The sequence below is a fragment of the Micromonospora sp. NPDC047753 genome (assembly GCF_040642735.1).
In the GTDB taxonomy this organism is placed as follows: Bacteria; Actinomycetota; Actinomycetes; order Mycobacteriales; family Micromonosporaceae; genus Micromonospora.
Genome location: NZ_JBEYSL010000172.1, coordinates 1 through 12,509, shown reverse-complemented (window position 1 = coordinate 12,509; position 12,509 = coordinate 1). Strand labels below are relative to the sequence as shown.

General features: G+C 71.6%; 9 protein-coding genes and 2 pseudogenes. 7 read left to right on the top strand and 4 right to left on the bottom strand.

Annotation, left to right across the window (positions count from 1 at the left end; all coding sequences use genetic code 11):
* Positions 1-89: 89 nt before the first annotated feature.
* Positions 90-605, bottom strand: a pseudogene (locus ABZ749_RS16640) (cellulose-binding domain-containing protein); the annotation flags it as partial.
* Positions 606-1,453: 848 nt separating this feature from the next.
* On the opposite strand from ABZ749_RS16640, the gene ABZ749_RS16635 reads away from it, so the two are divergent.
* On the top strand, positions 1,454-2,797 hold the full coding sequence (locus tag ABZ749_RS16635) for a GH1 family beta-glucosidase (RefSeq protein WP_355008392.1): 1,344 nt from the start codon (positions 1,454-1,456) through the stop codon (positions 2,795-2,797).
* A gap of 79 nt (positions 2,798-2,876) precedes the next feature.
* Here the strand turns inward: ABZ749_RS16635 and ABZ749_RS16630 are convergent, their stop codons facing one another.
* From ABZ749_RS16630 to ABZ749_RS16620, 3 genes are all read right to left on the bottom strand, one after another.
* A complete protein-coding gene (locus tag ABZ749_RS16630; RefSeq protein WP_355008432.1) occupies positions 2,877-3,290 on the bottom strand; it encodes a roadblock/LC7 domain-containing protein in 414 nt (137 codons plus the stop codon).
* A gap of 5 nt (positions 3,291-3,295) precedes the next feature.
* The gene (locus ABZ749_RS16625) at positions 3,296-5,830 is read right to left on the bottom strand and encodes an ATP-binding protein (protein ID WP_357228512.1); all 2,535 of its coding nucleotides are present in this window, start codon (positions 5,828-5,830) and stop codon (positions 3,296-3,298) included.
* Between the two features lie 99 nt (positions 5,831-5,929).
* Complete coding sequence (locus ABZ749_RS16620; RefSeq protein WP_357228509.1) at positions 5,930-7,342, bottom strand: FGGY family carbohydrate kinase; 1,413 nt, start codon at positions 7,340-7,342, stop codon at positions 5,930-5,932.
* 77 nt (positions 7,343-7,419) lie between these two features.
* On the opposite strand from ABZ749_RS16620, the pseudogene ABZ749_RS16615 reads away from it, so the two are divergent.
* The 6 genes and pseudogenes from ABZ749_RS16615 to ABZ749_RS16590 form a co-directional block, all read left to right on the top strand.
* Positions 7,420-7,827, top strand: a pseudogene (locus ABZ749_RS16615) (DUF4162 domain-containing protein); the annotation flags it as partial.
* Positions 7,828-7,964: 137 nt separating this feature from the next.
* Positions 7,965-9,590: an anibiotic ABC transporter gene (locus tag ABZ749_RS16610; protein ID WP_357228506.1), complete on the top strand. Its 1,626-nt coding sequence runs from the start codon at positions 7,965-7,967 to the stop codon at positions 9,588-9,590.
* Positions 9,591-9,674: 84 nt separating this feature from the next.
* Positions 9,675-10,247, top strand: a complete 573-nt coding sequence (locus ABZ749_RS16605; protein ID WP_357228503.1) for a hypothetical protein — start codon at positions 9,675-9,677, stop codon at positions 10,245-10,247.
* A gap of 290 nt (positions 10,248-10,537) precedes the next feature.
* Entirely contained in the window at positions 10,538-10,795 is a 258-nt protein-coding gene (locus tag ABZ749_RS16600; protein ID WP_357200891.1) for a hypothetical protein, read from the top strand.
* A gap of 136 nt (positions 10,796-10,931) precedes the next feature.
* On the top strand, positions 10,932-11,501 hold the full coding sequence (locus ABZ749_RS16595) for a peroxidase (RefSeq protein ID WP_357228501.1): 570 nt from the start codon (positions 10,932-10,934) through the stop codon (positions 11,499-11,501).
* A 235-nt stretch (positions 11,502-11,736) separates the two neighbouring features.
* Positions 11,737-12,509, top strand: a 773-nt coding sequence (locus tag ABZ749_RS16590) for a hypothetical protein (RefSeq protein WP_357228498.1), incomplete at its 3' end; no start/stop codon positions are given.

Here is a 12,509-nt window from a genome sequence, read left to right as displayed (position 1 = left end):
TGTCGAGGGTGAGGGTGGTCACCCCACGGGCCGTGGCGACCCGCACGAGGACGTCGGGAGAGGTCATGCCGGGCACACTAGTGGCCATGCCCGGCCGGGTCGCTGGCGGTGGCCGTCAGCGGCACGTCGGCCGGCGCGGTGAACGGCCCGGTCGGCAGGCCGAGGGAGACCGTCGGCGGCTGGTTGGCCGGGGTGCCGTTGCAGGGGGTGCCGTTGAGCGTGAACGAGGTGGGCTTCGGGTTGCTGCCCGAGTGGGCGCCGTTGAAGCCGATGGTGGTGGAGGCCCCGGTGGCAAGGTTGCCGTTGTACGACTCGTTGGTCGCGGTGACCTCGCTGCCGGTCTGGCTGTATCTGGCCGACCAGCCCTGGGTGACCCGCTGACCGCTGGTCGGGAAGGTCCACTTGAGCGTCCAGTTGCTCACCGGGTCACCCAGGTTCTTGATGGTGACGTTCGCGGTGAAGCCGGTGTTCCAGTCGTTTGTCGCGTAGACCACGTCGCAGGCCGGTGCGGCCTGTGCGGCGCCGGCAGGCAGGGTCACCCCGCCGATGGCGAGCAGCGCGGCGGCGGCGAGCGCCACGCGGCGGCGTATTGCCAGTTGTCTCATGTGCGCGGTGTCTCCTCGGACCAGGCCGGGATGGTCCCCGGCGAGGCGCCTGCCCGCGAGGGTGGTGGTGGTCCGCGGGGATGTCGAGGCGCCGGGAAGGTGGTCTTCCCCGGGCCCGGCCGGGGTAGGGCGGTCGCGGCCCGCACGGGAGGGGGTCCCGCCGGCTGCGCTCGGGTGACCGTGACCGGAGCTGGCGCTGCCGGTTGCCCTCGGTGGACCCGCACTCACGCGATGTGGCTCCTGTCGCGTCGAATCGACAGTGTGCCATGGAAGCGCTCCCACAACAAGCGCACGGAGCGCTGGATCAGCTCCTTGTTTCGATCTCGTTTTGGGTCTTTCACAAAGGCGTGACGGGCGTTACAGTCGCAACATCGGTCGATGGGAGCGCTTCCATCGACAAGGTTCCAACAAGAAGATCGCTGGGGTCGTCCTGACGAGCCCAGGGAACCAGACCGAGGGCCGACGACGGGCCAGCCCGGACGCCGTCGTCAGCCATCGTCCCGCCACAGGGAGGGAGGTGGAACCAGAGCCACTCGCGTGGCCCGGCTCCCGCGCGACACGCACGGCAGGACCCAAATTCCGCCCGTGTGTGTGCAGTTACGGTGGGGACGGGGGTTGCCCTCCCCCGTCCCCACACTAAACCCCCGTACACGATAGGAAAAGAGGCCGACGGGACAGGCGCGCCGCGCCGCCCGGACGGCCTCGTTCGCTGCTCGGGGCCCACACCCGCCTCCCAACCGCCAGCGCCGGCCGTTCTGACGGCCGGCTGACCGGCCGGCAGCGTCTGCCCTATCATGGGAGCGCTCCCGAATCTTTCGGCGGTGGCCCCGTATCCATGAGGAGAATCCATGTCGATACCTACCGGGCCCGCCGGCCCGCTGCGCTTCCCGGACAACTTCGGCTGGGGCGCGGCCACCTCCGCCTACCAGATCGAGGGCGCCGCCAAGGAGGACGGGCGCGGCGAGTCGGTCTGGGACACCTTCAGCCGCGTCCCAGGTCGCACCCGCAACGGCGACACCGGCGACGTGGCCATCGACCACTACCACCGCTACGCCGAGGACCTCGACCTCATGCGCGACCTCGGGTTGCGCAGCTACCGCTTCTCCATCTCCTGGCCCCGGATCCAGCCCGACGGCACCGGCACGCCCAACCAACGCGGCCTCGACTTCTATCGCCGCCTCCTCGACGGCCTGCACGAGCGCGGAATCACCCCGATGGCCACCCTGTTCCACTGGGACCTCCCGCAGGCGCTCCAGGACGCCGGCGGCTGGGAGTCACGCGACACCGCCCACCGCTTCGCCGACTACGCCGACGTGGTCTTCCGCGCCCTCGGCGACCGGGTGCCGGCCTGGCTCACCATCAACGAACCCAAGACCGTGGTGCAGAACGGCTACCTCACCGGCCACCACGCCCCCGGGCGGCAGGACCCGGACGCCGCCTACCTGGTCGCCCACCATCTGCAACTCGCCCACGGGTACGCCGTCGCCGCGCTGCGCGCCACCGGCAGCGACAGCCGCATCGGCCCCGCGCTCAACCTGCACCCCTGCTACCCCGCCGACGACTCCCCGCAGGCTGCCGCGGCAGCCCACCTCTACGACGCCTACGAGAACCGCCTCTACCTCGACTCCCTGCTCAAGGGCAGCTACCCGGAGGACCTGCTGGCCGACCTGGGCCCGCAGAGCCGGATGGCCCAGGGCATCCGCGACGGCGACCTGGAGACCATCTCCGCGCCGGTCGACCTGCTGGCGGTGCAGTACTACACCCCGATCTACGTCACCGGCGACGGCGGCACCACGCACCGCTGGGAAACCTCCGAGGCCGAATGGCAGCAGATCTACCCCGAGGGGATGTACGACCTGCTGACCCGGATCACCCGCGAATACGGGCCGATCCCGCTCACCATCACCGAGAACGGGCTGCCCACACCGGACACCCTGGGCGCGGACGACACCGTCCAGGACACCGGGCGGATCAGGTTCCTGCGCGACCACCTCACCGCCGCGCACCGGGCCATCGCCGAGGGAGTGCCGCTGGAGAGCTTCCACGTCTGGTCACTGCTCGACAACTTCGAGTGGGACCAGGGCTACGACCAGCGCTGGGGCCTGGTCTACGTGGACTACGCCACCCAGCGTCGGGTGCTCAAGAACTCCGCCACCTGGTACCGCTCGGTCATCGCCGACGGCGGCTTCTGAACGCGCCGCCACCCGGACGCCCGGGCCCGGACGGCTCGGCTCGGGTGAGCCGCGACCGTCCGGGCCTCGGCCGGCTCATTCAGCGGGGCAGCGCCTGCTGCAACTCCGCCCGCAGGGCCGGGGTGAGCATCTCCCCCGCCTGCTTGGCCAACCGGGCCATCTCGTAGCCCACCACGCCGATGTCCGCGTCACCGGCGGCCAGCGTGGCCAGAATCGAACCGTCGCGGATCTGCATCACCAGGAAGTAGCCCCGGCCCATCTCGACCACCGTCTGCTTGACGATATCGCCGTCGAACATCGAGGCCGCGCCCGCGGTGATACTCATCAGCCCGGAGGTCACCGCGGCGAGCTTGTCCGCGTTGTCACGCGGCAGGTGATCGGAGATCGCCACCAGCAGCCCGTCGGAGGAGACCACCACCGCGTGCGCCACACCCGGCACCCGCTCCGCGAACGCGCTCACCAGCCAGCTCAGGTCACGCGCCTCCTGGCTCAACGTCGTCACTGTCGTCGTCCCCCTTCGTCGTGCCCCCCGGACGGTGGCACGGGTATCTCGGTGGTGTCCTCAGCCTCGGCGCGCCGTACTCCGCTGTAGAGCCGCGAGAGCATGCCGCCGACCGCCTCCGGGTCCGGGTCGGTGCGGGTCGGTGCCGTCATCGGTTGTGCCGAACGGGTGACCGCGCTCAACTGCGCCATGGGCACCCGCACCGGCAATCCCCGCTCATTGGTGCCGGCGGTCACCGGGATCGTCGGTGGCGCCGCCGCGGCGGGCACCACCGGCGCCGGGCCCTGCCGCGAATACCAGCCCCCGCCGGCACCGCGAGCGGCGGCGGGGGTCAGCACGTCCTCGGCGCGTACCGGCACCGGGCGGCCCTGACGCGGCACGCCGACGCCCGGCGGGCGGCCGGCCACCGGCAGGTCCCGCACCGCGCCGTTCACCATCGGGGCAGCGGCCGGCCGGGCGGCCCCGGGCTGCGGAACCACCCCTCGTGCCGCGCTCGCCGCCAGCATCCGCGCCGACGGGGGCGCGTCCAGCTCCACGCTGCCCGGCGGCGCCAGCAACTCCGCGGGCAGGGCGAGCCGGGCGACCAGGCCGTCCTCGCCGCCCTGCAACCGCACGCGGACGCTCAACCGGGCCGCGAGGTGACTGACCACGAAGAGCCCCATCCGCTCCACCGCCGCGACGTCGGCGGCCGGAGGGCTGGCCAGCACCTCGTTCGCCTGCACCAACGCGGTCGGGCTCATACCCAGACCCCGGTCGACGATCTCGATCAGCGCACCGCCCGCCTCGACCCGGGCGGTCACCACCACGACGGTGTCCGGGCGGGAGAAGGCCGTGGCATTTTCCAGCAGCTCGGCCAGCAGGTGCACCAACTCGCCGACGGCATGCCCGACCACGTGCACGTCAGCGACCGACTCGATCCGGACCCGCTGGTACTGCTCGATCTCCGCGGCGGCGGCCAGCAGCACCGCACCGAGCCCGACCGGCCGGTTCCACCGGCGGGTGGAGTCGGTGCCGGCGAGCACCAGCAGGCTCTCGTCGTTGCGGCGCATCCGGGCGGCCAGGTGATCGAGCTTGAACAGGTTCTCCAACTGGTCCGGGTCGCTCTCCTCGCGCTCCAGGTCGTCCAACAGCTCGAGCTGACGCTCCACCAGCACCTGGCTGCGGCGGGCCAGGTTGACGAACATCGCGTTGACGTTGCGCCGCATCAGCGCCTGCTCGACGGCGACGGTGACCGCGCTGCGGTGAACCGCCACGAACGCCTCGGCCAGCTCGCCGATCTCGTCGAGTGAGCGGACCACCGCCGGCGCGACGTCGATGCGCGGCACCCCACCGGTGACGGTCTTCAGCCGGTCCAGGGCGTCCGGCAACTCGACCTGGGCGATCCGCAACGCCTGGCTGCGCAGCAGCCGCATCGACCGGGCGACCGAGCGCCCGATGAGCAACGAGATCAGCAGTGCTGCCAGCAGGACCGTGACCACCCCGCCGACGACCAGCAGGGTCATACGCAGCTGATCGTCGCTGGCCTCCTCGGCCTGCCGGACAGCGTCGTCGAGCACCCCCGCCTCAAGCTGACGCAGTAGCTCCTGACGCTGCTGGCTGGCCGACCACCACTGCTCCGACGGCAGCACCTGCGGCGACGCGCCGCCGGAGGACAGGCTGCGCTCCTCCAACCCGGTGGCGACCAGGAACATCGGCGACACCGAGGTCTCGTCGTAGCGCCGGATCTGCTCACTGGTCGCGGCCACCCGGAACGCGCCGAGCGCGGTGAGTTGCTGACCGCGCAGGTCGGCGAGGATCACCCGGTCCTCGGTGCCGTACGCACCGGCGCGGGCGGCGGCGTAGAGCTGGGCCCGCACCCGGGAGGAGAGCTCCTTGACCCGGGCCAACTGGACGTAGCGCAGCACCGCGTCGTTCAACGCCGGCTGGTTCTGCCCCGGCGTCGGTTCGGCCAGCAGGTCGAGCAACGCCCCGACGGCCCGGTGGTAGTTACCCAGGATGGTCTCGGTGCTGAGCACCGCCGGTGGGATCGCCGAGCGGATGTCGACCACCTGGTCGTACGCCTCCAGCGCCTCGGAGAAGGCCACCCGCCAGGACGCGTCCGCGTCGGCCAGCGGCTCGGCGGCGCGGCTGAGGTCCACGATGGCCTTGTCGGTGGCCTCCTGCAACGGCTTCAGGTCGTTCGCCGCGGCCTGCCGGTCACCACCTTTACGCAGCTCACCCAGCTCCCCCGCCGAACGGTCACGCTCCTGCTGGAGCTGGTGCACCGCCGCGGTGATCTGCCGGCCGATGCCGACCTGACTGGAGAAGTCGTTCAACGCCGTCGTCCGCCCCACCAGGGTGCTGGTCTGCACCCCGGCGAGCAGGAGGAACGCCATCGACGGCACCAGCAGCACCGTGGCGAGCTTCGTGCTCATCCGCCAGTCGCGCAGCCGGAACGGCGACCGCCGTCGATGCAGAACGACCCGGACATCGAAGCGACGTCGGCGATGGTTCGACACCGCGCCGTTCGCCGGGTCGGGACCTGCCGCCACCCTGCCTCCTCCGTCCTACCGCGTCCACCGCGGTCGGGGGAGCGCAGTCCATCCAACCAGGCTCGGTACCGCTGTCAACGGCCCGGGCGAGGCCGAGGTTCAGGAAGGATACTGCGGGTGGGAACGTCCTGCCGTGGTCGGTAAAACCAGCTCGTCCGTCCGGCCGATGTCGGCGAGCTGGATCGCGTCACCGAAGCGCCCCAGCGCCACCAACGCGGCACCGGTGGCGCCGATCTCCGGGTTGCGCTGATGCGACACCGGTCGCGGGGCGAGCGCGGTCGCGAAGGCCTGCCGCCACCACACCGAGGCGGCCACCGCACCGCCGCCCAACACCACGCCGACCGGTTTGTCGATTGTGGACTCCAGCACCCCGAGATCCCCGGCGACCAGCTCACACAAACCCTGCATCAGCCCAGCCAGGATGTCGACCGAGGTGGTGCTGAAACTCAGACCGCGCAGCTCACCACTGCCCGCCGGGGCCAGCCCCGGCGCCCGGTCGCCACCGAAGCGGGGATTCGCCGGCCGGCCACCACCCGTCGGCACCAGCGCCAGCGCCGCGTCCAGCTCAGCGCCCCGAGGCAACCGCAGCTCCCGGTCCGCCCAGGCGAAGAGATTGCCCCCGTTGGCGTACGCGGCCCCGGTCACCACATGCTCGTGGTCGACCCGGTAGCGCCACAACCGTTCGGGCAGGCGCGGCATCGGCTCGCCCGCCGGGATCCGCTGCATCAGCCGTACGGCAGCGGAGGTGCCCACTGTGACAGCGACCCGGCTCGGGTCGACGCAGCCCGAGCCGACGTTCGACGCCCCACCGTCGCCCACCGGCGGCGTCCAGCGGGCCTTCGCCAACTGCGGCCACCGACGAGCCAGGTCGACCCGGAGCCGGCCGTGCCAGTCCAGCTCGCCCAGCGGCGGCAGCTCCGCCGGCCGCGCCTCGGCCAGCGTCAGCGCCTCCTCGTCCCAGCTCAGGGTGCGCAGATCCAGCAGACCGGTCCCGGAGGCCTGGGAGATCGACATCGGCGCCGAGTCGAGCAACTCGCCCAGCACGTACTCGGGCAGACCCACGAACCGGGCGATCGGCGTGCCGGACTGTTCACGCAACCAGGGCAACCGCATCGACCAGTACGAACGGTGCCACCAGCAGCCGGTGCGCTGGTGGAAGCCGTCCGGGTCGGCCGGCCCGGCGGTGCGCCCGACCGGGGCCGGTCGGGTGTCCAGCCAGGTGACCACCGGGCCCAAGGGGGCGCCGTCGCGGTCCAGCGGGAGCACCGAGTGCCACTGGGCGGAGACCGCCACGAGGCCGACGTCGTGCAGGTGCCCCGAGTCGGCCAACTCGTCCAGGCACTCGACCAGGCTGGCCAGATAGTCCCGACCGGACAGCGTGCCGGTGCCGTCGTCGCCGATGGCGAGGTCGACCTTGCGGCGGGCCAGAGCGCCGGGCAGCGGCTGGGTGTCCGCGTCCAGCACCAGTCCGCGTACCGAGGAGGTGCCCAGGTCGAGCGCGAGAATGTTCATCGCCGGTCAAGTTACCCCGTGCCAGCCGGCCGACGGGCGCGTAGGGTGGATCACATGCTCGCGCAGTTGACCGTTTGGTGTTCCAGGACGAGGTCCGGCGGGTCAAGCAGGCCGGGGCCACCGTGCTGCTCTCCAGCCACGTGCTCGCCGAGGTCGAGGCGCTCTGCGACCGGGTCAGCATCATCCGCGAAGGCCGAACCGTCGAGTCCGGCACCCTCACCGAGCTGCGCCACCTCACCCGCACGGCGGTGACCGTCGAGACCGCCCGCCCGGTCACCGGCCTGGACGCGCTGCCCGGCGTGCACGACGTGCACGAGGTCGACGGCCGCACCCACCTGGAGGTCGAGCCCGCCCACCTCGACGAGCTGCTCGGCCAGCTCATCCGCTTCGGCGTCCGCGCGCTGACCAGCACACCACCCACCCTGGAGCAGCTCTTCCTCCGCCACTATGGCGACGACCCCGCCGCCGCTGCTGGGTCGGGCGCTGGTCCTGCCGCCGGTGCCGCGTCGGCCGATGGCTCCGGTGCCGATGCTGGGTCGACCGACGGTCCTGGCGCCGCCGCCATGTCGGCCGATGGATCTGCCGCCGGTGTGCAGGCTGACGCGCCGCAGGGCGGTGCCCGATGAGCGCCCTCACCGGCACCACCCGGCTGGCCCGGCTCGTGCTGCGCCGCGACCGGATCCGCCTCGCCATCTGGATCCTCGGCACGCCCCTGCTCGGCTACGCCCTCGCCGGCAGCGTCGCCGGCATCTACCCGGACAAGGAGGCCCGGCTGGGCTACGCCACCACCTCGGCGTCCAGTCTGGTCGCCCGCGCCTTCAACGGCCCCATCCACGGCACCGACCTCGGTGCCGTGGTCGTCGCCGAGACGTACGTGACGCTGGCCCTGATCGTCGCGCTGCTGAGCACCTTCGCGGTGACCCGGCACACCCGACAGAACGAGGAGACCGGCCGCGCCGAACTGCTCGGCGCCAACGTGGTCGGACGGTACGCGCCGCTCACCGCCGCGCTGCTCATCATCGTCGCGGCGAACACCCTGGCCGCCGTGCTGCTCGCGGTCGCCCTGGTCGGCGCCGGTCTGCCGCTCGCCGGCTCCGTCGCGGCAGCGGCCGCGATCGGTGGCGTCGGTGTCGCCTTCACCTCGATCGCCGCCGTCACCGCCCAGCTCTCCGTCACCTCACGCGGCGCCAACGCGCTCGCCGCCGCCACCGTCGGGCTGTCCTTCGTGCTGCGCGCCGCCGGCGACGTGCTCGGCGAACAGAGCGCCGACGGCACCCGCGTGCGCAGCGCCTGGCCGTCGTGGATCTCCCCGCTCGGCTGGGGCAACCAGGTACGAGCCTTCGACGGTGAACGCTGGTGGGTGCTCGCCCTACCTGTCGCGCTGCTGCTCGCCGGGGTGGCGCTGGCGTACGCCCTCGCCGAGCGACGCGACCAGGGCGCCGGGCTGATCGCCCCCCGACGCGGCCCGGCCACCGGCGCGCCACGGCTGCTCAGCCCCACCGGGTTGGCCTGGCGGACGCAGCGCGGCACGCTGCTCGGCTGGGCGGTCGGGGTGGCCGTGCTCGGCCTCTCCATGGGCGTCGCCGCCGACGAGTTCAACGACATGATCGACGCGAATCCGGCCGCCGCCGAAGCGATCAACGCGATGGGTGGCGGAGCGAACCTGATCAACGCGTACCTGGCCGCGATGCTCAACCTCTTCGCCCTGACCATCGGCGCGTACGTCGTTCAGGCCCTGCTGCGCGTACGCGGCGACGAAGCCGACGGGGTGCTGGAGGCCGCCCTCGCCACGGCGGTCAGCCGAACCCGCTGGCTCGGCACCCAGGTGCTCGCCGCGACGCTCGGCGCGGTCGCCCTGCTGCTCCTCGCCGGCGTTACCACCGGCCTCGGCTACGGCATCGTCACCGGAGACCCGCTCGGCCAGGCCGCCGAGCTGGGCGGCGCCGCGCTGCTGCGTCTGCCCGCCCTGCTCGTGATCGCCGGGGTGGTAACCGCGATCTTCGGGCTGCTGCCCCGCTGGTCGGTGGTGCTGTCCTGGACGGCGCTACTGGTCTTCCTGCTCCTCGGGCAGCTCGGCGCGGTGCTGGAGCTGCCGCAGGCCGCGCTCAACGTCTCGCCGTACACCCATGTGCCGGCCGTGCCCGCTGTCGACCCGGCGGCGCTTCCCCTGGTCGTCCTGGCGGCGGTGGCCGCGGCCCTGCTCGCCGTCGGCGTGGCCGCCTTCCGACACCGCGACGTCCCCTCCTGAGCCACGGTTCGGGTATCCCGATGATCGGTGGCAGCCCAGCGACTCGACACGCCGACGTTGCATGGGGCTGGCAGCCTCTAGCGCGTGAGCGACCTTATGACGCAGCTTCCGGCGCTTCTCGGCGTCCTGGTTGGCACCCTGGGCACGATCCTCGCCACCTCCCTCGCGGACCGTGCGCGGTGGCGGCGCAGTCAGAGCGTCCGCTGGGACGAGCGGCGGCTCGACGCGTACGTCGACTACGCGCACGCCCTGAAGGAGAGTCACGCCGTGGCGCTGCGACTCACCGCCGACCACCGGCCGGGTTCGCGGAGCCACCCCATCGACCGCGAGGAGGGGCTGGTCCGGCTGGCTGAGGCGGACGCCCGGCGCACCATCGTCTGGGAGAACCTGTTGCTGCTCGGCGACGAGCTGACTGTGGCGGCCGCCGCCAACTGGCGGGACGCGATCTGGCAGGTAGAACGGCTCGCTCGTGGAATCGCCGAGCCCCCATCGGACGTGGCGGGGATGCTGACCCGCGTCGACGAGGCCCGCGACGGGTACTACCGGGCGGCCCGGCGCAGTCTCGGGGTGCGCGGGGGGTCGGTGGAGCAGTCCGCGACGCTGCGGCAGGCGTTGGTCGACCGGTCCACCGCGATGCCGGAGGTGCCTACCACCTGAGTGCGGCGGTTCCGTGGGCCCGATGCGGGCGGGTGTTGGGTCGACCACGATCGTGTCAAGCGACGTCGCTGTGGAAGTGGGATCGCTGGGCGTCGCCGTGGCTGGCCCGTGTTCAGGGCGGATGCCCATTCGACGGAGATCGCGCTGGCGGATCATCGCGGTAGCGCCACCCGTTGTCGGGAGCCAGACCACACGCGGCCATGCGAGCCTTTGCGTCGATGAACTTCGATGTCCCGGTCTCGGTTCAATGCGGAGCCGCCATGCGCCGTGGACAGTGATGAGGAGGCTTCATGCGCGGACGCAGATGGGCGACCCTGGCGACGGCGGTGGCACTGGCACTGGGCGGAGTGGTCGGGTTCAGCGCCACTCCGGCTGCGGCGGATCCACCGGGCGGTACGCTGCGCAACGTCTACTCCGACGGTCAGTTCTGCAACAGCTACGGCAGCGAGGGTGTTCGGACCGGTCTCTGGAGCTGGTACTACTGCGAGTACCGCCAGTACGGACCCAACGCCCCCGGCTTTTACTTCCTCTGGACCTTCACCTACTAGCAAGGTGTGGATCGGGTGTGAAGGAAGACAGTCACCTGACGATCGTCGATCGTCGGACCCCGTGTACGACCGATTTCCTGACAGCGTCCGCAGGCCCCAGGGCGTACCGTCCGGGTCAAGCATGGGGAGGAGCCGGATGAGTTTCCTGCAGCAGGCAGAGCAGTCGCTGGACACCGAGCGGATGTTCGATGCCGACACGAAGGCGATGGGCTACCTGCCCAACTACACCAGGTTGTTCGCCCAGAGCCCAGCGGTCTACCTGGCATGGCAGCAGCTCAACGGTTCGGTGAAGGCCGGGATGGAGCTGCGCCGCTACGAGTTGGTGACCCTCGCCGCAGCCCGTGCCCTGAAATCCTCCTACTGCGGCCTGGCGCATGGGAAGGTCCTACGCGACAAGTTCTTCGACGCGCCGACCGTCGCCGCCATTGCGTCAGACACTGGCAGCGCCGGTCTCTCCGTGCAGGAGGTCGCAGTCGTCGACTTCGCCGGAAAGGTCGCGGCCGATGCGAACTCCGTCACCGAGGCCGACGTCGCGAGCCTGCGTGGTCACGGTCTCGATGACACGGATATCTTCCATGTGATCCTCGCCGTTGGCGCCAGATGCTTCTTCAGCACCGTCCTCAGCGCTGCCGGGGCTGAGCCCGATCCGCAGTACAACGAGAGCCTGGACGTGGATCTGCGGCGGGCGCTGACGTTCGGCGGTTAGAACGGCACTAACTAGGCTCTCCCAGCGCCAGCGCCAGCGGGCGAGCGCGGACTGTCGAGGAGGTTGCGTTCGCCGCCCGCGATGCCCTGCCGCGACGGATCACCTGTCGTGCGCCGGCGCCGAGGGCCTTGACGGGCGCCTACCACAATCGACCGCGGCCCGAACGGCTGTCCACAGGTGCCTCCGCTGTCCACAGCAGCCCTCGCAGGGCTGGGCATCACGCCAGGGTGAGGCGGTGGATGCGCGGATTCAATCGCTCCTCGTCCGTGGCTTTGGGCTGGTCACTCGACGGGACATGCTGCGGGTGGCCCCGGCGTGGAAGATCCAGACCGCCCGGCGGGCGGACCTGCTGATCCGACTGCTGCCCGGGGTCTACGGCGACGCCGCGCTGATCCGCAGCTCCAACGTCGACCTGCCCATGCTGGCCCGGGTCGAGCGGGACGTCGCCCGACGCGCTGCGCTGGCGTACGTCGACGGGCGTGGGGCGCTGAGCCGCCTGACCGCGCTCGACGTGTGGGGCCTACGCCGCCAGCCACCGGGCGAACCGGTGTATCTCGACCTGCCGCGAGGATCAGGCCTGCGTGAGCGGCCGCATCTGGTCGTCGCCCACCGGTCCGACTTCGCGGTCGCGCCGCCGCAGGTGGTGACACGGGGAGGACTGCCGGTCACCCGGCTGGACCGGACCCTGGTGGACTGTTGGCCGCTGCTGCCGCCGATCGACCGATCGAGTGTGCTCATCCGTGCGGTCAACGATCGGATGACCACGCCGCAGCGCCTGGCCGCCGCCCTTGCCGAGGTGGCGAGGATGCCCGACCGTGGGGCACTGAGCGGTTTGCTGGACCGGCTCTTCGCCGGGTGCCGCAGCCCGTTGGAGATCTGGGGCCACGACCGCGTCTTCACCGGACCGGGAATGCCGAGGTTCATTCGGCAGGCGCGGGTGCGGGTCGGTGCCCGGACGATCTACCTCGACATGTTCGCCGAGGCGGAGCGGGTCAACATCGAGTTGGA

Excerpts from the sequence above, each read along its gene's own strand:
- ABZ749_RS16635 (WP_355008392.1), top strand. The coding sequence starts at position 1,454 with ATGTCGATACCTACCGGGCCCGCCGGCCCGCTGCGCTTCCCGGACAAC.
- ABZ749_RS16620 (WP_357228509.1), bottom strand. The coding sequence starts at position 7,342 with ATGAACATTCTCGCGCTCGACCTGGGCACCTCCTCGGTACGCGGACTG.
- ABZ749_RS16610 (WP_357228506.1), top strand. The coding sequence starts at position 7,965 with ATGAGCGCCCTCACCGGCACCACCCGGCTGGCCCGGCTCGTGCTGCGC.
- ABZ749_RS16600 (WP_357200891.1), top strand. The coding sequence starts at position 10,538 with ATGCGCGGACGCAGATGGGCGACCCTGGCGACGGCGGTGGCACTGGCA.
- ABZ749_RS16595 (WP_357228501.1), top strand. The coding sequence starts at position 10,932 with ATGAGTTTCCTGCAGCAGGCAGAGCAGTCGCTGGACACCGAGCGGATG.